Annotated in this window: 20 protein-coding genes; 19 read left to right on the top strand and 1 reads right to left on the bottom strand. The window is 27.9% G+C overall.

All coding sequences use genetic code 11. From position 1 onward, the window contains the following. Positions 1-333: 333 nt before the first annotated feature. The 13 genes from Q0F58_RS04720 (at position 334) to holA (ending at position 16710) form a co-directional block, all read left to right on the top strand. Positions 334-1611 carry a tetratricopeptide repeat protein gene (locus Q0F58_RS04720; protein WP_294373142.1) on the top strand — a complete coding sequence of 426 codons (1278 nt, stop codon included), beginning with the start codon at positions 334-336 and terminating at the stop codon, positions 1609-1611. 403 nt (positions 1612-2014) lie between these two features. Then, positions 2015-2968, top strand: coding sequence for a DUF4003 family protein (locus tag Q0F58_RS04715; RefSeq protein WP_294373140.1), 954 nt, complete (start codon positions 2015-2017; stop codon positions 2966-2968). A gap of 133 nt (positions 2969-3101) precedes the next feature. Beyond that, positions 3102-4148, top strand: a complete 1047-nt coding sequence (locus tag Q0F58_RS04710; protein WP_294373139.1) for a DNA polymerase IV — start codon at positions 3102-3104, stop codon at positions 4146-4148. 137 nt (positions 4149-4285) lie between these two features. Then, entirely contained in the window at positions 4286-6601 is a 2316-nt protein-coding gene (locus Q0F58_RS04705; RefSeq protein WP_294373136.1) for an AAA family ATPase, read from the top strand. A gap of 441 nt (positions 6602-7042) precedes the next feature. Beyond that, positions 7043-7378 (top strand): anti-sigma F factor antagonist, encoded by a 336-nt coding sequence (gene spoIIAA / locus Q0F58_RS04700; RefSeq protein WP_294373133.1) that lies wholly within the window; start codon positions 7043-7045, stop codon positions 7376-7378. Between the two features lie 16 nt (positions 7379-7394). Beyond that, positions 7395-7826, top strand: a complete 432-nt coding sequence (gene spoIIAB / locus Q0F58_RS04695) for an anti-sigma F factor (protein WP_294373132.1) — start codon at positions 7395-7397, stop codon at positions 7824-7826. 9 nt (positions 7827-7835) lie between these two features. Continuing rightward, positions 7836-8594 carry an RNA polymerase sporulation sigma factor SigF gene (gene sigF / locus Q0F58_RS04690; RefSeq protein ID WP_294373130.1) on the top strand — a complete coding sequence of 253 codons (759 nt, stop codon included), beginning with the start codon at positions 7836-7838 and terminating at the stop codon, positions 8592-8594. 266 nt (positions 8595-8860) lie between these two features. After that, positions 8861-9331, top strand: coding sequence for a stage V sporulation protein AC (gene spoVAC, locus Q0F58_RS04685; protein WP_294373127.1), 471 nt, complete (start codon positions 8861-8863; stop codon positions 9329-9331). 442 nt (positions 9332-9773) lie between these two features. Further along, positions 9774-10793, top strand: a complete 1020-nt coding sequence (gene spoVAD / locus Q0F58_RS04680; protein ID WP_294373125.1) for a stage V sporulation protein AD — start codon at positions 9774-9776, stop codon at positions 10791-10793. A 27-nt stretch (positions 10794-10820) separates the two neighbouring features. Further along, entirely contained in the window at positions 10821-11177 is a 357-nt protein-coding gene (gene spoVAE, locus Q0F58_RS04675) for a stage V sporulation protein AE (protein ID WP_294373123.1), read from the top strand. Positions 11178-11371: 194 nt separating this feature from the next. Next, a complete protein-coding gene (locus Q0F58_RS04670; RefSeq protein ID WP_294373120.1) occupies positions 11372-13894 on the top strand; it encodes a cation-transporting P-type ATPase in 2523 nt (840 codons plus the stop codon). 4 nt (positions 13895-13898) lie between these two features. After that, positions 13899-15602: a ComEC/Rec2 family competence protein gene (locus Q0F58_RS04665; RefSeq protein ID WP_294373118.1), complete on the top strand. Its 1704-nt coding sequence runs from the start codon at positions 13899-13901 to the stop codon at positions 15600-15602. A 73-nt stretch (positions 15603-15675) separates the two neighbouring features. Then, positions 15676-16710 (top strand): DNA polymerase III subunit delta, encoded by a 1035-nt coding sequence (holA, locus tag Q0F58_RS04660; RefSeq protein WP_294373116.1) that lies wholly within the window; start codon positions 15676-15678, stop codon positions 16708-16710. A gap of 62 nt (positions 16711-16772) precedes the next feature. On the opposite strand, the gene rpsT is transcribed toward holA, so the two are convergent. Next, positions 16773-17036 carry a 30S ribosomal protein S20 gene (gene rpsT / locus Q0F58_RS04655; protein WP_294373114.1) on the bottom strand — a complete coding sequence of 88 codons (264 nt, stop codon included), beginning with the start codon at positions 17034-17036 and terminating at the stop codon, positions 16773-16775. 420 nt (positions 17037-17456) lie between these two features. Here rpsT and gpr point away from each other — a divergent pair, with 420 nt between their 5' ends. The 6 genes from gpr to hrcA all read left to right on the top strand — a co-directional run bounded on the left by gpr (position 17457) and on the right by hrcA (position 24879). After that, positions 17457-18443, top strand: a complete 987-nt coding sequence (gene gpr, locus Q0F58_RS04650) for a GPR endopeptidase (protein ID WP_294373112.1) — start codon at positions 17457-17459, stop codon at positions 18441-18443. Between the two features lie 93 nt (positions 18444-18536). Then, positions 18537-19628, top strand: a complete 1092-nt coding sequence (locus Q0F58_RS04645) for a stage II sporulation protein P (protein WP_294373144.1) — start codon at positions 18537-18539, stop codon at positions 19626-19628. 366 nt (positions 19629-19994) lie between these two features. After that, positions 19995-20375 (top strand): hypothetical protein, encoded by a 381-nt coding sequence (locus tag Q0F58_RS04640; protein ID WP_294373109.1) that lies wholly within the window; start codon positions 19995-19997, stop codon positions 20373-20375. 125 nt (positions 20376-20500) lie between these two features. Next, on the top strand, positions 20501-22306 hold the full coding sequence (gene lepA / locus Q0F58_RS04635; protein ID WP_294373108.1) for a translation elongation factor 4: 1806 nt from the start codon (positions 20501-20503) through the stop codon (positions 22304-22306). Positions 22307-22392: 86 nt separating this feature from the next. Beyond that, positions 22393-23520 (top strand): radical SAM family heme chaperone HemW, encoded by a 1128-nt coding sequence (gene hemW, locus Q0F58_RS04630; RefSeq protein ID WP_294373106.1) that lies wholly within the window; start codon positions 22393-22395, stop codon positions 23518-23520. Positions 23521-23847: 327 nt separating this feature from the next. Continuing rightward, positions 23848-24879 carry a heat-inducible transcriptional repressor HrcA gene (gene hrcA / locus Q0F58_RS04625; RefSeq protein ID WP_294373104.1) on the top strand — a complete coding sequence of 344 codons (1032 nt, stop codon included), beginning with the start codon at positions 23848-23850 and terminating at the stop codon, positions 24877-24879. Positions 24880-24901: the final 22 nt, after the last annotated feature.

Here is a 24901-nt window from a genome sequence, read left to right as displayed (position 1 = left end):
TAATTTATAACGGTTTATAAAAACCAGAATGGAGAATATTTTGAAAAAGACACTTATGAATTTGAAAAAAATGTATCAAAATTAGCATATGAAATTGAAGATGAACAACTATTCGGAAAGATAAATGAATATATAGAATCTGTAACAGGAAAAACAGAAATTATAAATGATAAAATTCTTAAATTTAAAAATACTCTAGAATACATTATTGAAAATCAGTGCGCAGAAATATCAAATACTTTAAATCATATATCAGAGATAAACAAAGAAGAAAAACATGATATAAAAAAGTTTTATGAAGAATATTCAAAAGAAAAAGAAAAAATAGAATTATTGATAAGTGAAGATTTTAACAATATATATAAAATGGTTGAAGGTCTGAAAGAAGACAATAAAGAGAAACAAAATAAAATTATATCTTATTTACAAAAATATTCAGATAGTATAACTGAACAGATTGAAAAGTTAGAAGAACAAAATAAAGATATTATGGTGAACTTCCAAAATATAATAAAAAAAAGTGATTTAACCATAGAGAATATTGATTCGTTAAAATCAGTTATGAATGATTTTTCTCGGCAATTTAAGGAAAAAGATGATAATTTAATTGAAGGAATAAATGGCATTGTAAATGAATTTAGCACAATAAGAAATGAAGCAGAAAATAATACTAATAATATAATTGAGAAAAATATAGAATTACATAAAGCATTAGATCAAAGAATAGAAAAAATAGAATTATCTAATAAAACAGGTGAAAATGAATTAATAAAAATAAGTGAGAATGAAAAGAAATTAATCAGTCTTATTAATGATGTTGCAAAAATGCAAGAGAAAAATAAAAATTACATAGATTATAATAAAAATGAATTTTTAAAAGAGTTTTCAGAAATTTTTGAACGAAAAATAGAAGAAAAGTTAAATAACATTGACACTAAAATTATGGATAATTTCAAAATTGACAAGGAAGATAATAGTAAAAGGTTTGAAATATTAAATACGAAAATAGATAGTTTAGAACAGAAAATTATAGAATTATTAAAAGAAAATAAAGAATTAAAGGAAGAGATAATTAAAGAGAAAGAAAAAATTAAGGATAAAGACATTCTAATGAACTTAGAAAATAAAGCTGCCAATGGAAACGATGAAGCGTGTTTAAAACTGGGAGATATGTATTACCGTGGAATTGGTGTGGTAAAAGATATTGATAAAGCACTAAAATATTACGAAAATGGACAAAAAATTGGAAATTTAAAATGTCAAAATAAGAGTTTTGAAATATATAAAATATTAGCTGAAAAAGGAAATAGTAAATATCAGTATCTTGTAGGAAAAGCATATTTAGAAGGAAAAGTAGTTAATCAAAATATAGATACAGCTTTACAATGGTATAAGAAATCCGCAAAAAATGGATATGAAGAAGCTAAAAAAATGGTTGTAAAAATGTATACAATGTTAGCTAAAAATAATAATGATAGTGCTATGTATGAGATTGGAAAATGCTATTATGATGGATTTTGTGTAGAAAAAGATATAGTAAAAGCATATGATTATTTTAATAAGGCTGCAGAATTAGGGAATGTCAATGCTATTAATATTTTAAAAAAGTAATTTAAGATACAAGTAATCCCATGTTTATAATTAGTATTACTTGTGATTTGTACATAATAATTAATTTAAATAAATCATATTATGATAAAAACATTTAAGAAAAATTATATAGTAGTAATCTAAATATATATGTTGTAATTATCTTATATATATTTTATATGTATAAGGTAAATACAACATATATATTTATATTATTTACAGACACAAATCTGTCACAAGAATAGATTAAACTAAAATTAATAAGATAGATAAAATATTTGTAATAGAATTAAAATAGACAGATATAAATTAGAAAAAATATGTTTTTTAAGACAGAAATTCATAATATATGATATAATAGAAATGTAGACTATAACTCAAAGAAAACATTTACAAGAAAATGATTTATAATGGGGAGATTGGGATGGAAAAAATTATTAAAGAAATTTGTGATACTACAGTTAAAAATTATAGATATGCAGTTAGAAATTTAAGATATGATGGGGATTATATAAATCACTTTTCAGCGCTTCTTAATGGATATCATGGAAAAAGTATTCCTTATGATGAAGTAAAAAAGATTAGAGTATACATAAAAAATAATACATCAAAAATGTCTGTATTTAGAGGTGACATACTTTATATATTATCCTTTTTAATATCTCAAAGTGATACTGATAACGAAAAAATGAGTGATGAAATACTTGAAGTTTTTGAAATGTTCACAAAAGAAAGATTTAGTGAATGTGAACATTTGGTATTGGCGGCATTTTCTGTTGTCAGATATGTGGAAAAAGATAATAGGGAATTAATAATAAAAAGAACAAGACATATTTTCAATATAATGAAGCAGAAATATGGAAATTTAACTAAGGAAGATGATTATTTGCTATGTACTCTTCTAGCTATAAAAGGATTAAAATTTGATTGTATGACAGAATATATGGAATTTATATTTAATTATATGCATGATTTAAAATTATTTTCTGATAATGGAGTTCAGTGTTTAACAAATTCTATATTATTGAACAGCAATGAAAATACACCAGGTAAGGTATCGGAACTTATATTTGCATTGGGTAAAAATGATTTGAAAATAGGGCATCAATTTTTGCAGCTTTTAGGTATAATGGTTGAAGATCAGGATATTGAGAAAAGTGTAGATAAGATGAGAGAGATTATTGAATATTTATGTGAAGAGGAAAGTGAATATAATTTTTATATAGACAAAGATTTCAGAAATATGATAGCATTTGTAATTGCATTTAATGATTATGACAATATTAATAAAAAATATATTGATGAATTATTAGCGTTTGGAACATATTCATTTCTTGTAAGCAAGAATCAGGGAATATTAAATGAAGTTCTAGCATAAAAATATATTAAGAACACATGTTTTGCTAATATTAAAAAATTATGATAAAATATTAATGGAAATAAGTTGCACAAGATCAGGCATAATAATGTCTGGTCTTATTTTTTGATTTAGAGAGGAAGTTAAATTATTTATGGATAATCATATACTTCATGTAGATATGGATGCTTTTTTTGCATCTGTAGAACAGAAAGATAATCCTCAATTAAAAGGTAAACCTGTTATAGTTGGAGGAATGAGCGAAAGAGGTGTTGTATCTACATGTTCATATGAAGCGAGAAAATATGGTGTACATTCAGCTATGCCTATATTTATGGCTAAAGAAAAGTGTCCTAATGGTATTTTTATTAGTGGACGTTATGGAAGATATACAAAGATATCTCAGGATATATTTAAAATTCTTAATGAAGTAACTCCTTTTGTTGAACAGGTATCTATTGATGAAGGATATCTTGATATTTCCCATAGCCAATTTAGAAGTGGTATGGATGCTGCAAGATATATAAAGATGAGGATATTTAAAGAGACTGGTCTTACAATTTCTGTAGGGATATCATTTAATAAGTTTCTTGCAAAATTAGCTTCAGATTGGAATAAACCTAATGGAATAAAAGAAATATCAAAAGACATGGTTCCTGAAATATTATTCCCACTTCCATTATCAAAGATTCATGGACTTGGAAAAGTTTCAGTTGCTAAGCTTAATAATATGGGGATATTTTATGTCAAAGATTTATATAAAATGGATAAGGAATTCTGTGTTGAATATCTTGGAAAAAATGGAATTGATATATACAATAGAATAAGAGGAATTGATAATAGAAAAATAGAGACATTACGTGAAAGAAAATCAGCAGGTAAAGAAACAACCTTAAAATTTGATACAGATGACAAAGAAGAACTTCTTCAATATATAAAAGAATTTTCTTATGAAATAGAAGAGATTTTAAACAGAAAAAATGTTGTTGGAAAAACAGTCACACTTAAATTTAAAACAAAAGATTTTGAAAATCATACAAGAAGCAGAACATTGAATTATTATATATCAACTCATGAAGAAATATTCAATGTTTCTAAGGAACTTCTTGAAATGGAAGAATTAAAGTCCACTTTAAGATTAATTGGTGTCAGTATATCCTCTTTTAAGGAAAAAGAAATGGAACAAATGACATTATTTTAATATATTTATAAAAAAAGTATATCTATTTTCATACTTGAGGAATATTAATATTATATACTACTAATTTAAGGAGGAGACTACTTTGGAAGATTATAGCTGATTTTAAGAGAAAAAATTCAAAGTAGGATAGGTATGTAATGAAAAGAGAACTAACTCCAAGTGAAATAATTTTTTCAGCATCAATTAATGATGTAATGAAGCAAACTGACATTAATAGAATACCAAAAAGTAATACTACGTTGAATAAAATAGAAAAAGCTTTAAGAGTTCAAAAGGATGGATACAATATATACTATGTTGATTCATTTTCTAAGGAAAAATTAGAAGAACTTATTGAATTTGTTGAAGGTCTGTATATAGATAGTAAGAAGCCTGAAGATATATGTTATGTAAGTAATGGTGATAATACGAATCCTAAAGTGCTTATTCTTGAGAATGGAAAAGGTCAGATTTTCAAGGAAATGCTTGAAATTATGAAAGAGAAATATCTTAAATGTATAAATGAGTTTTACAACACATCTTCAGATGAAGAAAAAGAAGATATAATTGAAGATGTGAGTGAACAGAGAAATAACTATATTACGAATCTTATGGATATGGCAAAAGCTAAGAATTTTGATATAAAAGCAACAACAAATGGATTTGTCTTTATTCCTGTAAAGGAAGAAGATACTGAAATGACAAAAGATCAATATGAAAATCTTGAAGATGAAGAAGAATGCAGTATTGAAAAGCAGGCTTCAGATTTAAAAAAAGAAGCTGAGACAATTCTTGAAAAGCTTAAAGAAATAGAAATAGATTCCATAGAAAAATTAAAGAACCTTTATAGAAATCATATAAAGGATCAAATGCAGTCATATAAAGATGATTTTCTATTAGAATTTATAGCTTATGATAATGTATATAGGTATCTTATAGAAATGTTTGATTATTTAGAAGATGAAATAGTTGAATGTTATACTATAAATTTTGAAGATGATGAAGAATATATAAATGATGCTCTATCTAAATTTTCTGTCAATGTAATTGTTGATAATACAGGAATAGATCATCCAAAGGTCATATATGAAGAAGATCCTACTGTTGGGAATCTCATAGGAAATATTGAATATAGAAATACTACTGGAGGATATTCAACAGATATGTCACTTATAAATGCAGGAAGTCTTGTGAAAGCTAATAAAGGATGTCTCATTTTAAGGATGTCTTCATTGATAAATAGTGGAGCAAGTTACTATTATTTAAAAAAAGCGTTGATTCATGGACAAGTTGATTATAATTATACCAAGAGTTATTTAGAAGTGCTTTCTATTGCTGGATTAAAGCCAGAGCCAATCCCTGTGGATGTTAAGGTTATTTTAATAGGAGATTATGAAAGTTATGAAATTCTTTTTGAACGAGATGAAGATTTTAAAATGATATTCCCTATAAGGATTGAAGCAGAAAGTGAATTGAAAAATAATGTTCATGTTAGAAAAAGTATAAGTGATATTATAAAGAAAAAGATTGAGCGTGATAATTTGAATGAAATTACAGATGATGCTATGAATGAGATTATGAAATACCTTGCAAGAATTGCTGGAAGCAGGAAAAAGGTATCCATAAATGAGTATTATGTAAATAAGATATTATATCTGGCAGACAATAATTCAAAATTACAAGACAGAAAGACAATTGAAAAGCAGGATATAATAGATGTGGCATATGAAGAAGAGAAGATTCTTGAAGATGTAATGGAGAGTTATAAAAATAGAAAGATTCTTATTACAACGTATGGAGAAAGAATTGGAATAATAAATGCTCTTTCTGTTGTTGGAACAGGTTCTTATAGCTTTGGTAAGCCAATGAGGGTTACGTGTATTGCACTTCAGGGTGATGGAAATATAATAGATATTCAAAAAGAATGCAAGATGAGTGGACAGATTCATGAAAAATCCATAAGCATTTTAAGAGGGCTTTTAAGCAATCTTATAAATCCTTATGAGAAACTTCCAGTAGACCTTCAGCTTAGCTTTGAGCAGACTTATGGAATGATTGAAGGGGATAGTGCATCAGTTGCTGAAATAATATGTATATTATCAGCTTTAAGTAAAAGACCTATAAAACAGAATATAGCAGTAACAGGATCTATAAACCAGTTTGGTGAAATTCAGCCCATTGGAGGCATAAATGAAAAAATTGAAGGATTTCATAGAGTATGCAGACTTATAGATACTGTTGATGATAAAGGAGTGTTAATTCCTTCAAGTAATGTTGATGAATTGATTCTTAGTGCTGAAGTTGAAAGAGATATTGAAAAGAGAAAATTCCATATATATACTATGGATGATTTAAATGATGCAATTGAAGTTCTAATCTTAAATAGAGGAGAAACAATTACTGAATTCTTTAAAAAATTAAATGATGAGATTCTTAAGTATAGATGTGATAAAAATAATAAAAAGAAAAAGTAATTTATAGGGGGCTGTCGCACAAAGATTAAATCATATTATATATAGTATTAAGCAGCTTAGTTGATATACTATATATGACCTGGATTTCTTAATGCGACAGCTTATTTAACGAGAAGTGTATATATATGTTCCAAGAAGCATAATTGTGTATAATGGTATGCGCTATGGAAGTGAATTTTCTATATGTATATATTCCAAGTAGTAAAATTACATAATAATTAAAGAAATCTTGAAAAGATTTTATCCTTTATTGTCAATTGTCAATCGTCCATTGTTAATTGAAATATGGTAATGTTAAAAAATATTTCTTGATTATATTTTTGTAAATGTATGGAAATTTAAATTTTTATTGTAAATAAATATAAGATATGTTAAAATATGTTAAAGAATAAATGAGGGAGGTGTGGGATAATACCAGATGTCTTCTTGGTATTAAATAATATGTATTTAGAATTTGAGAAATATAATGATATTTTAATTACTGCTTTTATAGGAGAGCTTGATCATAGCAGTGCAGAAGAAGTCAGAATTAAAGTTGATGATAGAATCGATAGAGATGATATAAGTAAAGTTATTTTGAATTTTTCAAAAGTAACTTTTATGGACAGTTCTGGTATTGGAGCTGTAGTAGGACGATATAAGAAGATCAAGAACAAAGGTGGCAATTTATGTATTGCAGGAACAAGTAAAAATGTGGATAAAATTTTTGAATTAGCAGGTTTATATAAGTTAATTAATAAGTATGATACTGTAGATGAGGCAGTCAGCTGCATTTAGATGGAGGGGTTTATAAATGTCACATAATAAAATGACTTTAGAGTTTTTGAGCAGACCGGAAAATGAAGGATTTGCAAGAGTGTCAGTAGCAGCATTTGCTGCTCAGCTGGATCCTACAATAGATGAGATAAGTGATATTAAGACAGCTGTATCAGAAGCTGTTACAAATGCCATAATTCATGGATATGAAGGAAATGAAGAAGGTATTGTTAGAATTGAGGCTGAAATTGAAGAAAATGAAATTTGTATAGTTATCAGTGATAAAGGAAAAGGCATAGAGGATATTGAAAAAGCAATGGAACCTTTATATACATCAAGACCTGATCTTGAGAGGTCTGGAATGGGGTTTACTGTAATGGATACATTTATGGACTATTTAAAAGTTGAAAGCGAAAAGGGTACAGGTACAAGGGTAATTATCAAGAAGAAATTTAACACAGCAAGTTAGGTGGATATAATGGATAAAGAGAATTTAAAACGAGAGGAATATAATTATGATCAAAATTCGGAATTGCTTGCTTTAGCTAAAAATGGGGATACTGATGCTATGAACAGATTGATTGAAATTAATCTCCCTCTTGTAGCATCAATAAGCAAAAAATTTTTAAATAGAGGATATGATTATGAGGATATATTTCAAATTGGTTCAATAGGTCTAGTTAAAGCAATAAATAACTTTGATTTAAATTACAATGTTAAATTTTCTACTTATGCTGTGCCTATGATAATGGGTGAAATAAAGAGATTCTTAAGAGATGATGGAATGATTAAGGTCAGTCGAAGTGTAAAGAGTCTGGCAAGGAAAATACATTATTATAGAGAACAGCTTACAAATAAATTAAAAAGGTCTCCTACAATAGAAGAACTGGCTGAATTTGCTGGAGTTGAAAAGGAAGAAATATTATTTGCAATTGAATCTGCAAATAGTCTTCAATATCTTTATGATACTATACATCAGGATGATGGAGCACCAGTCCTTCTTATAGATAAATTAAGTGAGAAAAAGGTAGAAGATGATGTAAATTTAATAGAAAAGATAGCACTTAAAGAAGCATTGAGAAGTCTTGATGAAAAAGCAAGACAGATAATAATGCTTAGATATTTTAAAGATAAAACACAAATGCAGGTTGCAAATATGCTTGGAATAAGTCAAGTTCAGGTTTCAAGAATAGAAAAAAAAGTTCTTCAGCAGATGAAAAAGAAACTGGAAGAATGATATAATAATTTAATCAATGCGAAAGATATGAAGCGTTTATTTATGCTCATATCTTTTATTTTTTTTGTATCTATAATATAGTGAAAGATTAAAATTACATCTAAACCTATAAAAGCATCAAAGAAATCTTGAGCGGATTTCATCTTCAATTGTCAATTTCAATATATAATTTTAAAATGACAAAATTTTTTCTAAATTATAGGAATTAAAAAATAAAATAAAACAGATACTAAAGCTATAGATAATAAAATAAGGAGGATAAAATTTTGAGTAGTAAAAGTGAAAGAAAAGAAGCAAGAATAAAGAAAAAATATCAGACTATGGCAAATGAAATGACACCTAAATCAAAAATTTTTCAAGATTGTCTGAGGGCATTTTTAGTTGGAGGAATTATTTGTGATATTGGACAGTTAATTCATAATATATATATTAATTTTGGTTTTGATGAAGAAAAGGTTATGAATATAGTTCCAATAATAATGATTTTTATAGGAGCATTACTTACAGGAACTGGCACATACAGCAAACTTGCAAACTTTGGAGGTGCAGGCACAGTTGTTCCTATAACAGGTTTTTCAAATGCAGTAGTTTCTCCAGCAATAGAATTTAAAAAAGAAGGATTTATATTTGGGGTAGCAGCAAAGATGTTTACAATAGCTGGACCAGTACTTGTTTATGGAATAGGAACATCAGTAATTGTTGGAATAATATATTATTTTATTCAACTGCTAACATAAACAAGAATATGAATTAAATACATAACTTACAGAATGTATAAAAAGATATTATATGAGTTTTTCACATAAGTATAAATATAAAAAATAAATTAATATAGAGTGTATTATAGCTAGAAGAGTTAATTTTAAGCAAATATATGTATTATATATTGGGGGAATAATATATAAATTATAATTGAAGATTTTTCATATTTGCATAAATATAAAGGTCAGTTCAAGATTAAGATATAGTATATCTCAAATAAATATAGATACTATATCTTGAACATAATCATACAAGATTATAATTATGAAATATTCACAATTATTAGATATATACATATATGTTTTAACAATAAGCTAATATAGGATTAAAGAAATCTTTACAAGATTTTATCTTTATTTGTCAATTGTCCATTGTCAATTGAACTGAGTGAATTCATGATTGAGGTGATATTAAAGCATGGAAATAAAAAGGAAAAAGATAGGAAAACAAACAGTTAAGATGGAAAATCCACCTAAAATAATATCAGTTTATTCTATTGTAGGTCCAAAAGAAGGAGAAGGTCCATTAGGTTCTTATTTTGATGAGGTGTTAAATGATGATACATGTGGAAAGGATAGTTATGAAAAAGCAGAAAGTCAGATGATGTTTACAGCCATAAGCAAAGCACTTAATAGAGCTAAGCTAAAAGAAGATGATATAGATTATTTGTTTTCAGGAGATCTGCTTAATCAAATTATTTCTTCAAGTTTTGCTGCAAGAGAATTCAGCATTCCGTTTTTTGGATTGTATGGGGCATGTTCAACTATGTCTGAATCATTAAGCTTGGCTTCTATAATTATGGATGGGGGCTTTGCAGAACATGTTGTAGCAACAACTTCATCACATTTTAGTTCTGCAGAAAGACAGTTTAGATTTCCTTTGGATTATGGTTCTCAAAGGCCTCAAACCTCTCAATGGACTGTTACTGGTTCTGGTGCAGTTGTTTTGGGGCATGAAGGAAGTTATCCTATGGTCACATATGTAACTACTGGAAAAGTAAAAGATTTTGGGCAAAAAGATGCTAATAACATGGGAGCAGCAATGGCACCAGCAGCAGTGGATACAATAGCAGCTCACTTTAAAGATACAGGAAGAAAACCTGAAGATTATGATATTATTGCTACAGGAGATCTTGGAAGAGTAGGAAAAGAACTTGCAGACACTCTTATGAAAGAATATGGATATGATATTTCTTCAAATCATATTGATTGTGGAGAGATAATTTTTGATAATGAAAAACAGAATACAGAAGCAGGTGGAAGTGGATGTGGGTGTTCAGCTGTTGTATTTACAGGCTATTTGTATAAAAAACTCATGAAAAAGGAAATAAAAAAAGTGTTGCTTGTTTCAACAGGAGCTTTAATGAGTACAACATCATCACTGCAGGGAGAAACAATACCAGGAATAGCTCATGCTGTTTCTATTGAAATAAATTAAGAAAAAATGTAAGGATGTGAATAGTTAATGGACTATATACGTGCATTTATAGTTGGAGGATTAATATGTGTTATAGCTCAGATTCTTATTGATAAAACAAAGCTTACAGCTGGAAGAATATTAGTGGCATTTGTTACAATTGGAGTGATTTTAGGGGCATTTGGATTATATGATAGGCTGATAGAAATAGGTGGAGCGGGTGCGACAGTTCCTTTACCTAGCTTCGGAAATGCATTGGCTAAAGCTGTAAAAAAAGAAGTTAACGAAATAGGTTTATTAGGAGCTTTCACAGGAGGAATAAAAGGTGCAGCAGGGGGAATAACAGCAGCAATATTTTTTGGATATTTAATGGCTATTATATTTAATCCAAAAACTAAAAAATAGATATAAATTGAATTGAGAATAATACGAAAAGTATTATGAAATTAAAATTTTGCCTTTTAATTAAACAGCATTTATAATTATTAAAGAAAGTATGAAATAGAGGAGTGCTATAAACTATTAAATTATAACGTAGAATAATAGAATTACTAGATTAAATATATAATTGGTAGTAGATTATAGGGGGATGGAATCAATTGGAGAGATATTGTAATAATACCTGGAATAGAATTGTTGAACTTCTTAACAGTGATTATATACAGGGACTTGATGAACAAAGATGTCTAGCTTTACAGAAGAAAAACGGATTGAATAAAGTAAGTGTACCAAGTTCAAGCAAACTTTATATGAAAATATTAAATGTTTTTAAGGAGAAATACATTATAATTTATATTATTGCAATAATAATGTTGTTTTATTTAAAAAGTAATGTATGTGCATTTATAACTATTGGAATGTTTGCTTTAAATTTGATAGTGTTAATTCTTCATTCAGTAAATAGAGATAGAGATATAAATAAATTATCAAGTCTTGAAAATGATAAGGCTGTTGTGATTAGAAATGGGATACAGAGAACTGTAAATAGTGAAGAATTAGTCGTTGGAGATATAGTTAAAGTTGGTAATGGAACTATAGTTCCAGCTGATTTAAGAATAATAGAAGCAAATAATCTAATGGTTAATGAAAAAGCTATAACAGGAGAAGAAGTTTATACAAAAAAATATTCTGAGAAAATTATAGGAAGAGTTACAAAGCTTAAAGAAATGAATAATCTTTTATTTAAGGGGACAGAAATAAAAAATGGTGATGGAACTGGAGTTGTCATAGCAACAGGATCGTCATCACAGCTTGGTAGATTGCTTTCTATGATGATTTATTCAAGTACTAGAAAACATAATTTTGGAAGTATGATTAATGAATATATTGGAAAATATTTTTTTGCTTATTTTGGTTTTGTAATATTATTTTGCATATATGCAATTATTTCAGGTTCTGATATAGCAAATACATATGCAGCAACTGCTGTATTTTCAATAGGATGTTTTCCAGTATTTTTAATTCAGGCAATAACAGCTAAAAGTATAATTAAGAGATTTGAAGAAGACGACATACATATAGTTAATTTTTCTATTTTTAATTTGATAAAAGATGTTAGTATATTATTTTTGGACAAGGTTGGTTCTATAAGTAAAAAGGAAATGGAAGTTAAAAAAATTTATATAAATAATGATATAATATCTACGGATGATCCATATGTTAAGGAAATAACTTTTGATAGGATAGTGGAAATCTCGCTTATATGTAACAATGGAGTATATGATGCAGGAAGTGAAAATAATGTAGGAGAATTAGATGAAATTGCTTTCTTAAAGTATGCAGCTAGGAAAAAAATATATAAGCATTCAATTGATTCAAGAAATACGAGAGTTATAGATATTCCAATGGATGAAGATAAGAGATTTCAGACAGTAGTAACTAGATTTAGTAGAGGATATAGAGCCAATTCAAGAGGAAATGTTGATGCAGTTTTGGATATATGTACACATTTTATGGTTAATGGAATAGAAAGAGAACTTACAGATGAAATACGTTCTGAAATAAAGAAAATTGATATGAATATGTCAATTGAAGGAATGATAACAGAAGGATTTGCTTATAGAAATTTTAATTATGAGCCATCAAAATCAGAGAATATAGAAAGTAATATGGTTTTTGTAGGAATAATGGGGATGGAAAACCCATTAGAAGATAATCTAGAAAGAAGCATAAACAAGATTAGAGATAAGTCCCTTCTTCCAATAATATTTACAGAAGAAAGTAAATTAAGTGCTATGACAAATGCAGCAAAAGCTAATGTTGCAAAGAGTAAGAATCAAGTTGTGGCAGGAATAGAAATGGATTCGCTTAATGAGAGTGAATTAAAAGAGCTTTTATGCAGAGTAAGAGTATTTTGTAGAGTCACTCCAGAAATAAAATCAAAAATAGTGTCATTATTTATAAAAGATGGACATAAGGTTGCTTGTACAGGAGAAGTTCTTGGAGATCTTCCAGCATTGAATTTATCTAATGTTGGAATATCAAAAGAAGGGGCATCAAATGTTGTAAAAAGAATCAGTGATGTATATATTGGAAAAAATTATCTTGATGGATTTATAAAGTTAAGAAAATTTGCAAAGATGTTTCACGATAATATTGAAAGAGTTTTTAAAACATATTTTATGATTCTGTTGTCAGAAATGATTATTATATTAACTAATACATGCATTGGACAAGGAAATAGCTTAGATTCATGGGATGTGGCAACTATAAATGGAATATTATCTATACCATTGCTTTTAATGGTTGTTTTAAGCGAGAAGGGAAGGAAGATATCTCTAAATACCATGATTTTGAGAAGTATCATAATGAGTGTGACTGCATCCATAGCATTATATGGTTCTGAAGGAAAGGAATCTTCAATTATTTCCCTTGTTATTTTATCAATAGGAACTATTCTTTTTGTAATGTTTAATAATCAAGTTTCAATTAGAAAAATGTCTAATGCACTTATTATGTTTTTAATATCATTACTCATTTTGTTTGTATCTGTTTCAGTAATAATATTTATGAATGACGTTCGTATAAGGGATATAATAGCTATTGAATTAGGGTTTTCTGTAATATTTTTCTTAGTATTTGAAATTTTATGTAAAAAATGGCAAGACTCTTTAATGAGGTGAGTTCATGTCATTTAAAAATATTGAAAATGTAAGCAGCCCTGTAATATATATTTTTGGAGCTGTTGCAGTAAGCTGTATAAGCTATGGAATATATGATGATTTCAATGGACTTGCAATTTTGATTGCAGTCCTTTTTTTCATATACATATTTTTTTATTTTGGAGTAAAGTTTGCTCTGTTTATAAGTATATTTTTTGCAGCAGGTTTATATATAAATGTTTTATATTATAATGTTCCTCCTATTATTGAAGGTGATATAAGAATTGTTAAAATAAATGATTATGAGGTCATTGGAAGTATCAAAGGGAGAAATGTATGTGTAGATTCCGACTATGAATTTATCTGTGGAAGCAGATATAACATTAAAGGGGTTATAAAGTATGAAACTGATAAATATAAAGGTGTAGTAGGAAGGATTGAAAATTGTGACATTGAAGAATTAAATGATGATTTTTTAAGCAGGCTCTATGAATTTAAGAATAATATATTTTTAAGACTTAAAGAAAATATAGGTACAAGAAAAGCAGGATTAATAGCTTCTATGGCATTTGGAGATACTGCAAATATAGATGATGATGATAAAGATAATATGAGAAATTATGGTATAATTCATAGCATATCCGTATCAGGACTTCATGTTGCACTTGTGTATGGGGTAATAAAAGCAATTGCAGGCAATAAGATTGGAATTTTAACTTGTGGAATATATGTATTATTCACTGGATGTGGTCATGCAAGTATAAGGGCATTTATAATGCTTGTTAGTGTTATAGGATCAGAAATATTTAAGAAAAATAATAATTCATTGTCATCACTGTCATTATCAGGATTAATACTTTTAATATATAGACCTTACAGCATACTTGAAGTTTCATTTCATTTATCTTATCTAGCTACACTGGGAATAGTATTGCTAAATAAATATATGAACTATAAAATGTATAAGTTTCCTAAAAAGTTGAGGGAAAATCTTAGTATAACATTAAGTGCACAAGTTTTTACATTTCCTTATCTAATCATTGTATTTAAAGATTTTTCAATGAATTTTATAATTGGAAATTTAGTTTTAATGCCATTTATAGATTTTATAGTTATACTTGGAAATATACTAATACCAGTTTATAATATAGCACCAATATTTGATTTTATAAGCTATGTCTGTTTAAAGGCGATAAATTTATTAGATTGGATTATGGTAAAATTGGATATGTGGTCATTTCCAATGTTTTATGGAAATAGATATGCTGCATTTTTTTATTTATGGATAATTATAGGTTGTTATTTTTTTCATAAGGGGTATAAAAAGTTTATATGTCTTCCAGCAATATCTATAGTGGTTATTATAGTGACAATGTATAGCCCAGTATTGAATATAGAGTATTATAGAGAAGGAGCACTGTTAATATCATATAGAGGAGAACGGGTGCTTGTAACTTCTGCTAAAAAAGAAATTGATATAGATAGATTATCTAAGGTTTCTAATGCATCGAAAAGTTATGCAATAGAAGATAATATAAATTTTAAACATATATGTTCATTAAAAGTTGTGAAAAAGGATTATATTTTGAAATTCAGCAATAAAAAAGTTATATTAAATACCTCGGGAAGAGGAACTTATAATGATGGTTGTGATATAATAAATTTTAAAGACGGACCTAATAACAGAATTTTTATTGTTGGTGATAAAATAGTAGAAACTTGTTCGTGACTGGAGTATTAAAACAACGAATTAAAAAATTGAATAGCTAATTAGATTATTTAAACATGAGAGGAATTTTAAATTGATTAATTATGAAGTTTATGAAAAGGATATAGAAAAAGGAAATTTAAAAAATGGATATATATTTTGTGGATTAGATGAGGAACTTATAAAAGACGGAATAGATATTATAGTGAAAAAGGAAATTGCTGAAGAATTTAAAGAACTTAATTTTATAAAGATAGATGGAATGAATACAACTTTTGATGATATTATGAATGCTTGTGAGACTATGCCTTTTATGGCAGAAAAAAAAGTTGTTTTGGTTTACAGGGCAAATTTTCTTCAGGATAAATGTGATTCATCAGGAACAAAGATATACAATGAACTGAAAAAATATATTTCAGATATGCCTCCATATACAATTCTAATAATGTATTATTTGTGTAGAGATAAGAGAGATAAGCCAAATAAAAATAAGAAATTGATGCCTATAGAAAAATATATTCCTGTTGTCTTTTGTGATAAATTAAAGAGAGATAGATATATAAGAAAAGTTGGAGAAGTTTTTAAGGAAAGAGATAAAACTATAGGAAGGACTGAATTGGCATATTTTTGTGATAAAGTTCAGAATAATTTTGATATTATAAAAAGAGAAGCGGATAAGCTTGTATCTTATTGTCAGGGACGTGATATAAAAAAAACAGATATAGATGTTCTTATATCTAGTTCCAGCGAAGAAGATATTTTTGATCTTGTTGAACTTATAGCGTCAAGGAAAATTGACAAAGCAATAGATGTTATGAGAGAAATCTTATATAAATCAGATCAGCATATGCTTATTGTAAATGCAGTTGGAAAACATTTTTCAAGGTTGTATGAAATAAAGATAGGAATGTCTCAAGGAAAAAGGGTACAGCAATTTATATCACAATATAGACTGCCACAGTTTGTTTGTGAGAAACTTATGGCTCAAAGCAGCAGATTTACAGAAAAACAGTTGTGTGAACTTGTTAAATTATGTGTGACATCTGAAACAAAGATGAAATCTTCGGGTGCAGATAAAGATATGGAAATGGAGTTTATGCTTATAAATACTCTTACAGTGAAGAAATAGGAAAAATCTCTATTTCTTTTTTTATATAAAAAAATACCCACCTCATACGGTGGGTTATCAGATTATGCCATAGCGTTTAACTTAGCAGCTAATCTTGATTTCTTTCTAGCAGCCATGTTCTTGTGAACAACTCCCTTAGAAGCAGCCATGTCTAATGACTTAACTACTGATGTATATAAAGCTTTAGCTTCTTCAGCGTTCTTAGCTTCAACAGCAGCTTCAAACTTCTTTATAACAGTCTTTAAAGCAGATTTTATCATTCTATTCTTTAAAGTCTTAACTTCAGTAACTTTTATTCTCTTCTTTGCTGATTTTATATTTGCCATTCTTAATTCACCCCCTTAGATTTTTATAGGGTCTCTTGCAGTTTTTTGGGGAAATCTGCGTACGAGTTCATATTCAACAAACCTAATTATAACATCAGAAGTTATGTAATTCAAGTATTAAATTAATAGATAAAGGAAAAAATAGATTTAATATATATTTTAATTAACAATGTACAATAGACAATTGATAATGAAGGGTGAAATCTCTTCAAGATTTCTTTAAGTATTATTATTGGAATATATAGATATGAGGAGGTTTCATATTAGTATAAAAATTGAAAGTGATTCAATATATAGTGTGATACAAATAAGTATATATTTTATTTATTTGAATTATATGAAATTATAATTATAAAATATCCTCATATAATAAAAAACACATATTGAGTATGGAGAAATACTGAAGTGAGGAGTGTATTTATGATAAATGTAAGAACCGATTTAGCTCTTGAAGCAAAGGAAATGTATGATGAAGAACATAAGAAAGAAAAGGACATAGATGGAATCGAAGTTATTAATGAAGTTGAAAATGATATAAAAGTAACAACAGTAAGAATTAAAAATGAAAATGGATCAGAAAAAATTGGAAAACCAAAAGGAAATTATGTGACTATTGATATACCAAGTTTTACAGCTTATGATGGAGATACTATGGATAGGGTATCACAGGTTGTTGCAGAAGTTCTTGGTAGAATGGTGAAAAAAATAGATGTGGAAAAGACCATTCTTGTAGTAGGGCTTGGAAATTGGAAAGTAACTCCTGATGCTCTTGGACCTAAGGTGACAGAAGGTATAATGGTTACAAGACATCTGAAAACAGTAATGCCAGATGTGATGGATGATTCGGTAAGACCTATATGTTCTATTGCTCCAGGGGTTCTTGGAGTGACAGGTGTAGAAACAGTGGAAATAATAAAGGGAACTGTTGAAAGAGTTAAGCCAGATGTTGTAATTTGTATAGATGCTTTAGCTGCAAGAAGAGTAGAAAGGGTAAATACAACAATACAGATAAGTGATACTGGAATATCTCCAGGTGCTGGTGTTGGAAACAATAGAAAGCAGATAAATGAAGAAAATCTTGGAGTAAAAGTTATAGCAATAGGAGTTCCTACTGTTGTGGATGCAGTTACAATAGCAAGTGATACCATTGATATGGTAGTGGATTCGTTGATTGCTGGTTCATCAAGTGGAAATGATTTTTATAAAATGCTCAATTCATTAGATAAAAACGAAAAAAATTTACTTATAAGAGATGTTTTATCTTCTAAAGAATTGGGAGAAATGATAGTAACTCCTAAAGATATTGATCTTACAATAGAATCTCTTGCTAAAATAATTTCAAATGGAATAAATATGGCAGTTCAGCCTAATATGGATATGGAAGATATAAATAAATTTATGAATTAAGGAATAATTATGTAAAATGATTAATATAAATATTAGAGTAAAATGAATAAGTATCATCAGTAATCATTGTTGTATTGAACTGGGGGGATTGTGGTGGTATACACTGGATTTACAGGAAAAAGGGGGAATTCACAAAGGAATTTAAAAAGAAAATCAAGAACTAATGCCGGATTAATTGTCTTGATGATACTGGCAAGTATATTTTTTATACGTGTTATAGGTGTGCTGAAAGATAATAAAGAACGTGGAGCATTTGTGTATGTACAGCTTTTGAATATATGTCTGCCAATAGTGGAAAATGAAATATATGATGAAGGAAGCTATACAGAAAATAAACTTTCTATAAGCAATGTTTGTTTGGAAGCATTGGGAATGAAAAATATGACCTATGAAAAAGTGTTATGTAATGAATTAAGTTTAATTAAGAATTTTAATTTTGATTATGAGCAAACCTCAGATAAAATAAAAGATAAAAATATTTTTTTGTATAATCAATTTGAGATAAGTGAAGATAGTATTATGAAACAGGATTATGGAAGCGGCGCTACAAATAATGAGATATATAATCCTGCCTTAAAGAAAACTCTTGATGATTCAAAACCAGAAATTCTCATCTATCATACTCATACAAGTGAAAATTACAATGCTCAATATCCTGACAGTTTGAACGAAGAAACAAATGTAGTTGGGGTTGGTGATGTACTTGAAAATGAACTTAGATATAATTATGGAATATCTGTAATTCATGATAAAACAAATCACTGTGAATCTTATGATGATAGTTATAAGAGGTCAGCAGAAACGGTTGACTATTATTTAAATAAGTATGGAGAGTTTAAAATCATAATAGACCTTCATAGAGATTCAGTTGATAATAAAGCTGCAACGACAGCACAAGTGTGTGGAATGAGTGCATCGAAGGTTATGTTTGTAAATGCAAAAAATAGTACTCGATATGAAAAAAATAAAGAAATGACAGAAAAGATATTTAACAAAACAGATGAACTTTTTCCAGGTCTGACAAGAAAGATTCACACATATAATAGAGGAAAAAATGCTTTTAATCAAAGTAAAGGTGATGGATGTGTTCTTATTGAAATAGGCTCCCACACAAATACGCCAGAAGAATCAAAAGTTACAGCACAATGTATGGCAAGGGTTATTGCTGAAATATTAAATGGATAATTTAGGATGGTTGTGAAATTTGTTTGTCCAGATTTCATGACCTTTTGTTTTAATATATATTTCAATTAACAATGTACAATGAACAATTGACAATGAAGGGTGAAATCTTTTCAAGATTTCTTCAATTTTTATGTTGTTTTTAAAAAATATATATACAAAGAAAGCATGCTTATTTATAGTAAGTAAAATGTATAAGTTTTTTAAATATATTTAAATGGACAAGTGATAATTAAGGATAAAATTTTTGTGGATTTTTTTAAATACGATTTCAATGTGAACTGATTTTAACTTTACAAATATATTAAAAAATATGAATAATATATTTGCTTTGTGGGAATAATTATAAGAAATTGAGGAAGGGAGAAAATGCTGTTTTATATTATAAAATTAAAAGCAGCAGTATTTTTTGAAGTGAGTAAACATAAAAAGAAATTATTGAGTAAATCAGGGAAAATACTCATCATGATTTTTCTTATAATTATAACAATGGCAGGATTGATTCGTATAAATATATTAAATACAAGGACATTATCACCTTTAGGAAATACAAAGCAGAATTATGAACTTATAAATGAAAAATTTGGAGATGATTTTGCTAATTTTATAAAAGATGATTCATTTTTAAAGATATATGATGAACATGAAGATGGAAAGATCATTATACGTATTGGAGACAATGAATTTAAAATTTCATCAAAATCTAATGTGATTGAGTATGTTAAAGATAAAATAAACAAGAATGAATAGTTATTTCTTAGATGAAAACAAATTTTAATAGCCTTTTTAAATAGATGTATGTTATAATTTAGCTGATTTAATTATAACGGGGGTGAAAACAAAACGTTTATTATAAATATAGACGTTAGTGTATTATGAAAAGTGAAAGACAAAAATATATCAGAAATTTTTCAATAGTAGCACATATTGATCATGGTAAGTCAACCCTTGCGGACAGATTACTTGAAACTACAGGAACCTTGACACAAAGGGAAATGGAAGAGCAAGTTCTAGATAATATGGAGATAGAAAAAGAAAGAGGAATAACAATAAAGTCTCAGGCGGCCAGACTTATATATAGAAGAGATAATGGTGAAGAATACATTCTTAATTTAATTGATACTCCAGGACACGTAGATTTTAATTATGAAGTTTCAAGAAGTCTTGCTGCATGTGAAGGAGCTGTACTGGTTGTAGATGCAACACAAGGTATTCAAGCACAGACTTTAGCTAATTGTTATTTAGCTTTGGATAATGATCTTGAAATTACACCAGTAATCAATAAAATAGACTTACCTTCAGCAAGACCAGATGAAGTAAAACAGGAAATTGAAGATGTTATAGGTATTGAAGCTGAAAGTGCACCTATGATATCAGCAAAAACGGGTCTTAATATTAAAGATGTATTAGAAAGTGTTGTAGAAAATATACCAGCACCAAATGGAGATGAAGAAGCTCCATTGAAAGCTTTAATATTTGATTCTTACTATGACAGCTATAAGGGTGTTGTATGTATTGTAAGAATAAAAGATGGTAAAGTAAAAATAGGTGATAAGATAAAACTTATGGCTACTGACAAGGTATATGATGTAACTGAAGTTGGAGTGTTTACTCCAAGTGTTCTTCCAATAGGAAGTTTAAGTGCTGGAGATGTTGGATATATAACTGCTTCTATAAAAAATGTAAGAGATGCCAGAGTTGGTGATACAATAACAAGTGCATTGAATCCTACAGAAGAAGCTCTTCCAGGTTATAAGCCAGCTATTCCAATGGTTTATTCCGGAATATATCCTGTTGATGGAGCTAAATATGATGAATTAAAAGAAGCATTAGAGAAACTTCAAATTAATGATGCAGCTTTAAGTTTTGAACCAGAAACATCTATAGCATTAGGATTTGGATTTAGATGTGGATTTTTAGGATTATTACATATGGAAATAATTCAGGAAAGAGTTGAAAGGGAATTTAATTTAGATATTATTACAACAGCACCATCAGTTATATACAAGGTAATGAAAACTGATGGAACAATTCTTGATATTACAAATCCAACAAACCTTCCAGAACCTACAGAAGTTGATCATATGGAAGAACCTATAGTAAAGGCTTCTATAATAACACCAAAAGATTATGTGGGAGCAGTTATGGAACTTTGCCAAGACCGTAGAGGTACATATATTGATATGCAGTATATAGAAGAAACAAGAGCTGTTGTTAATTATGAAATACCATTAAATGAAATAATCTATGATTTCTTTGATACATTGAAATCAAGGACAAGAGGATATGCTTCTCTTGATTATGAATTAAAGGGATATACTACAACTAAACTTGTTAAACTTGATATATTACTAAATGGAGATATAGTTGATGCATTATCTATGATAGTTCCAGATGAAAGAGCGTATCATAAAGGAAGAGCTATTGCAGAAAAATTAAAAGAAATAATTCCAAGACAGATGTTTGAAGTTCCAATTCAGGCAGCTATTGGTTCTAAAATAATTGCAAGGGAAACCATAAAAGCTATGAGAAAAGATGTATTAGCTAAATGTTATGGTGGAGATATTTCAAGAAAGAAGAAACTTCTTGAAAAGCAAAAAGAAGGTAAGAAGAGAATGAGACAGGTTGGATCTGTTGAAGTTCCACAAGAAGCATTTATGGCAGTATTAAAAGTTGATTAATAACTATAACAATAAATAATATTGCAGTTGATTAAAAAAAGCTGACCGTTATGGTCAGCTTTTTTAAATTTTAGGAGGAAATTTTAATGAAAGAAATGTCTTTATATATACATATTCCATTTTGTAAGCAAAAATGCTTATATTGTGATTTTCCATCTTATTCAGGAAAAGAAAATTTAATTGATAGATATATTGAGTCCCTTAATAAAGAGATTATAGATAAATGTAGTGATTATAAAATATCAAGTATTTTTATTGGCGGTGGAACACCATCATATTTAGATGAAAAGAACTTGAAGAGTCTTCTTAAAACAATAAATAAATTGAATTTCAAGGATAAGTTAGAATTTACAGTTGAATGTAATCCGGGAACTCTTAATTCAGATAAACTTAATATAATGAAAAAATATAATGTTAATAGAATAAGTATGGGATTGCAGTCAGCAAATAATAATGCACTTAAAAAAATTGGAAGAATTCATACATTTGAACAATTTAAGATCAATTATGAAGAAGCAAGAAAATCAGGTTTTGACAATATAAACATTGATATTATGTTTGGACTTCCAAATCAAAATCTTCAAGAATGGAAAAGAACTTTAGAGGAATCTGTAAGATTACAGCCAGATCATATTTCTACATATAGTCTTATAGTGGAAGAAGGAACTTGCTTTTATAGACTATATGAAGAAGATAAATTAAATCTTCCATCAGAAGAAGAAGAAAGAAATATGTATGTCTATACCAAAGAATTTTTGAAAAAGCATGGATATCATCAATATGAAATTTCAAATTACTCAAAAGATAATAAGGAGTGTTTTCACAATAAAGTTTATTGGAAATGTAATGAATATTTAGGTCTTGGTGTTTCTGCAAGTTCATTTGTAGATGAAAAGCGATTTAAAAATATAGATGATATAGAAGATTATATTGATAGAATTCAAAATAATAAGGATGTAGTGGAAGAAATTCATGTTAATGATCTTAAAGATGACATGGAAGAATTTATGTTTATGGGATTGAGACTTATGGAAGGTATAGAAATTTCGGAATTTAAAAGAAGATTTAATAAAGAAATATTTGAAATATATTATGAAGCAATAAAAAATAATGTGAAAAAAGGTTTATTAATTAATGATTCGGAAAGACTATATTTGAGTGAAAGGGGTGTAGAATTATCTAATTATGTAATGAGTGATTTTATATTGACTTAATTCAGCTTTGAAGTTGTTAAGCAGTATTGTTTATTTTGTAATTAATTATATGAGAAGTTTTTTATAGAATAGAGGCAGATTCTTTTATGATTAAGGATTGAAAATTATGAACTATAAATGTTTTATAATATATTTATATAAGTTTGGTAGTAAATCGAAGAAAAATGAAGAATGGAAGATATAATTACAAAAAAACGATAAAATACAAATCATAATTACTAATATTTCAAATAAATAGAATTGACAAAAAACCTTATTAAGAATATATTAAAAACATAGTCATTAGCACTCGATGCTAATGAGTGCTAACAAAAAAGAGGTGAGATTATGGGTATTGATGATAGAAAAATAAAAATACTTCAAGCTATTATCAATGACTATATTCGTACTGGTGATCCTATAGGATCCAGGACTATTGCTAAAAATTATGATTTGGGAATTGGATCTGCAACCATAAGAAATGAAATGGCTGATCTTGAAGATATGGGGTATCTTGAACAGCCTCATGCCTCAGCTGGAAGAATTCCATCAAGCAAAGGATATAGGTTGTATGTTGATAAACTTATGGAAAGCCAAAGGCTGACAGCAGAGGAAAACTTAAAGATAAAGCAATATATTGTAGATTCAGCAATGCTTGAAGTTGATAAAATAGTAAAACAAACCAGTGCATTATTATCAGAGCTTACACAGCTTACATGTGTAATAGAAGCACCATCAGTAAAAAAGAGTTTTATAAAATCAATTCAGCTTATAAGAGTAGATGAACATAATATAGTGTCTGTATTTTTAACAGATACAGGACTTATTAAAAATCATATTATGAAGTTAACAAGCAGCGTTCCAAGTACGATCATTCTTAATAGAATAAATGAAATTGTTAATTCAAGGCTTTCAGGTCTTTCAATACAGCAGATTAATTTAGAAGTAATAAATAATCTGAAAAAAGATCTTGGTCAATATGAAGAAATATTTAATGCTATACTGCCTCTTTTATATGAAACATTAAATGCAGCAGATTCATCAGAAGTATTCATGGAAGGAACAACAAATATATTTAATTATCCTGAGTACAATGATATAGACAAAGCAAAAGAAATGCTTTCACTCCTTAATGATAAAGAATCTATAATGGATTTATTTAATCCATCAGATGAGATAACAATTAGTATAGGAGATGAAAATTATAAACCACAGGCTAAAGAGTGTAGTATAATTTCTACAGAGTATTCTTTAGGAAACAGACCTGTTGGAAAAATAGGATTAATAGGTCCTAGAAGAATAGATTATTCAAGAGTAATAACAATTTTATCACAAGTTGTAAAAGAACTTAACAACATATTGAATAATCAGCATATGTGAACCATTAATATTAGAGAAGAGG

Origin of the sequence: uncultured Clostridium sp., assembly GCF_934754915.1 — a bacterium.
Lineage (GTDB): Bacteria > Bacillota > Clostridia > Clostridiales > Clostridiaceae > Clostridium.
The sequence above is the reverse complement of the archived record's forward strand: the minus strand, read 5'-3'. Positions and strand labels throughout refer to the sequence as shown.

Excerpts from the sequence above, each read along its gene's own strand:
- spoVAE (WP_294373123.1), top strand. The coding sequence starts at position 10,821 with ATGGACTATATACGTGCATTTATAGTTGGAGGATTAATATGTGTTATA.
- hrcA (WP_294373104.1), top strand. The coding sequence starts at position 23,848 with ATGGGTATTGATGATAGAAAAATAAAAATACTTCAAGCTATTATCAAT.
- Q0F58_RS04665 (WP_294373118.1), top strand. The coding sequence starts at position 13,899 with ATGTCATTTAAAAATATTGAAAATGTAAGCAGCCCTGTAATATATATT.
- Q0F58_RS04705 (WP_294373136.1), top strand. The coding sequence starts at position 4,286 with ATGAAAAGAGAACTAACTCCAAGTGAAATAATTTTTTCAGCATCAATT.
- spoVAD (WP_294373125.1), top strand. The coding sequence starts at position 9,774 with ATGGAAATAAAAAGGAAAAAGATAGGAAAACAAACAGTTAAGATGGAA.
- sigF (WP_294373130.1), top strand. The coding sequence starts at position 7,836 with ATGGATAAAGAGAATTTAAAACGAGAGGAATATAATTATGATCAAAAT.
- hemW (WP_294373106.1), top strand. The coding sequence starts at position 22,393 with ATGAAAGAAATGTCTTTATATATACATATTCCATTTTGTAAGCAAAAA.
- rpsT (WP_294373114.1), bottom strand. The coding sequence starts at position 17,036 with ATGGCAAATATAAAATCAGCAAAGAAGAGAATAAAAGTTACTGAAGTT.
- lepA (WP_294373108.1), top strand. The coding sequence starts at position 20,501 with ATGAAAAGTGAAAGACAAAAATATATCAGAAATTTTTCAATAGTAGCA.
- Q0F58_RS04640 (WP_294373109.1), top strand. The coding sequence starts at position 19,995 with ATGCTGTTTTATATTATAAAATTAAAAGCAGCAGTATTTTTTGAAGTG.
- spoIIAB (WP_294373132.1), top strand. The coding sequence starts at position 7,395 with ATGTCACATAATAAAATGACTTTAGAGTTTTTGAGCAGACCGGAAAAT.
- spoIIAA (WP_294373133.1), top strand. The coding sequence starts at position 7,043 with ATGTATTTAGAATTTGAGAAATATAATGATATTTTAATTACTGCTTTT.
- gpr (WP_294373112.1), top strand. The coding sequence starts at position 17,457 with ATGATAAATGTAAGAACCGATTTAGCTCTTGAAGCAAAGGAAATGTAT.
- Q0F58_RS04715 (WP_294373140.1), top strand. The coding sequence starts at position 2,015 with ATGGAAAAAATTATTAAAGAAATTTGTGATACTACAGTTAAAAATTAT.
- Q0F58_RS04710 (WP_294373139.1), top strand. The coding sequence starts at position 3,102 with ATGGATAATCATATACTTCATGTAGATATGGATGCTTTTTTTGCATCT.